Origin of the sequence: Paramagnetospirillum caucaseum (genome assembly GCF_000342045.1) — a bacterium.
Classification (GTDB): Bacteria; Pseudomonadota; Alphaproteobacteria; order Rhodospirillales; family Magnetospirillaceae; genus Phaeospirillum; species Phaeospirillum caucaseum.
Genome location: NZ_AONQ01000162.1, coordinates 1 through 1,550, shown reverse-complemented (window position 1 = coordinate 1,550; position 1,550 = coordinate 1). Strand labels below are relative to the sequence as shown.

Below are 1,550 nucleotides of genomic sequence, written 5' to 3'. Positions count from 1 at the left end.
TGATTGTTTCGTCCATGATCCTGGCCGTGTGGATTTTCGATGGAATATTCCAAGCCTAAATCAGGTGAGAATGATGACGCAAGTTAATCGCATCAAAGACAATTTCGTGACACCTGATTTTTATCTCGCAGGTGCAGCATGAATTTGCTTTGATGTGAGTGCGATAGACTCACCTTGAGGGCACCATGCTGGATCATGCAGCCATACCGCAAAAGTTATCAGCATCATCAATGACCGTTCTTATCGTTGAAGATGATGACCTCTCCCTCAAGCTATTCAGCGAATTGCTGAAGTCTGTTGGATGCACCACTCTTCTTACGAAGAATGGTGGCGAGGTAGCTCGCATTGTTCACAGAAATCAGCCCGACCTCATTCTTATGGATATCCAGTTGCCGGATGTTTCCGGTATGGAGGTCATTCAGAGGTTGAAGGGCGATCCAGCTTCCCGAGACATCCCGATTATCGCGGTAACCGCATGTGCCATGAAAGGCGACGCGGAGAACATCCTTGGAGCCGGGTTCGACGGCTACATTTCAAAGCCAATCTCGGTGAAAAGGTTTTTAGAAACCGTTGCCAAGTTTGTGGGCAACACTAAAGAAAATGATGGAAATCGACGGGGATATTGCCGTGATCTCCTCCAAAGCCATGTGGGCTGACCTTCAGACGGCTTCAATCCCCGCTGTCACGTCCCATCTTACCCAGGAAATCGCCAAAGTCCTTGGCCTCGCGGAAGTTCCGATAGACGGAGGCGTATCGCAAATAGGCCACCTGATCCATCCCCATCAGCACATCCATGACCAGTTCGCCGATGAGCTTGGACGGAACCTCGTTCTCCCCCAGGCTCTCCAGGCGGCGATGGATGCCATTGACGATGCGTTCGATCTGCTCCTCATCCACGGGACGTTTTCGCAAGGCGATCTGGAGCGATTTAACCACCTTGTCGCGGTCAAAGGTCGAGCGGCTGCCGTCCTTCTTGATCACCACCAGATCGCGGATTTGCACCCGCTCGGAAGTGGTGAAGCGTGATGCACAGGCTGGACACGCCCGGCGACGGCGAATGGCAGCATTGTCATCGGTCGGGCGGGAATCTTTCACCTGGGTGTCGTCATGTCCGCAAAAAGGACAACGCATGGCCTATTCCCCCCAACAGATGTTCAGGCCGATCATTCAGGAAATGGTCGCCGTCAGCAAGATCAGCGGCACTGCCATCCCAGAAAGGGGAGGCACTGCTACAAATTTTAACGAGCCTATGGATTGAGACGACTTGTAACAACGGGTGCATCCGGGGGCACTTTGGATTGACCCAATGGGCATAGGGCTACCATACTTTTGATGGAATTTTTTTGGCATAGAGCGGAATCGGCTGAAATCCGAAATGAATGACAATTGGGCCAATCAGCATGCTGAAAACAGCGTCCTCAGCGATCTGCTGAGCCTTGCCGATTCCCCAGAATGCCGCCGCATCATTCAATCCATCATCGACCATCTTCCGTGCGGCGTAACGCTGTTCGATCAGAACTTGGAGATGATCGCCTGCAACGGCCTGTTCC

At 52.2% G+C, this 1,550-nt stretch carries 3 protein-coding genes; 1 reads left to right on the top strand and 2 read right to left on the bottom strand.

Features of this window, described 5'->3' with window-relative positions:
* The first annotated feature begins 185 nt into the window (after nucleotides 1-185).
* Entirely contained in the window at nucleotides 186-656 is a 471-nt protein-coding gene (locus H261_RS22785) for a response regulator (RefSeq protein WP_152427092.1), read from the top strand.
* 13 nt (nucleotides 657-669) lie between these two features.
* On the opposite strand, the gene nrdR is transcribed toward H261_RS22785, so the two are convergent.
* Nucleotides 670-1,131, bottom strand: a complete 462-nt coding sequence (nrdR, locus tag H261_RS22780) for a transcriptional regulator NrdR (protein WP_008622687.1) — start codon at nucleotides 1,129-1,131, stop codon at nucleotides 670-672.
* A 187-nt stretch (nucleotides 1,132-1,318) separates the two neighbouring features.
* The coding region (locus H261_RS25625) for a hypothetical protein (RefSeq protein ID WP_161625069.1) at nucleotides 1,319-1,550 on the bottom strand (232 nt) is incomplete at its 5' end.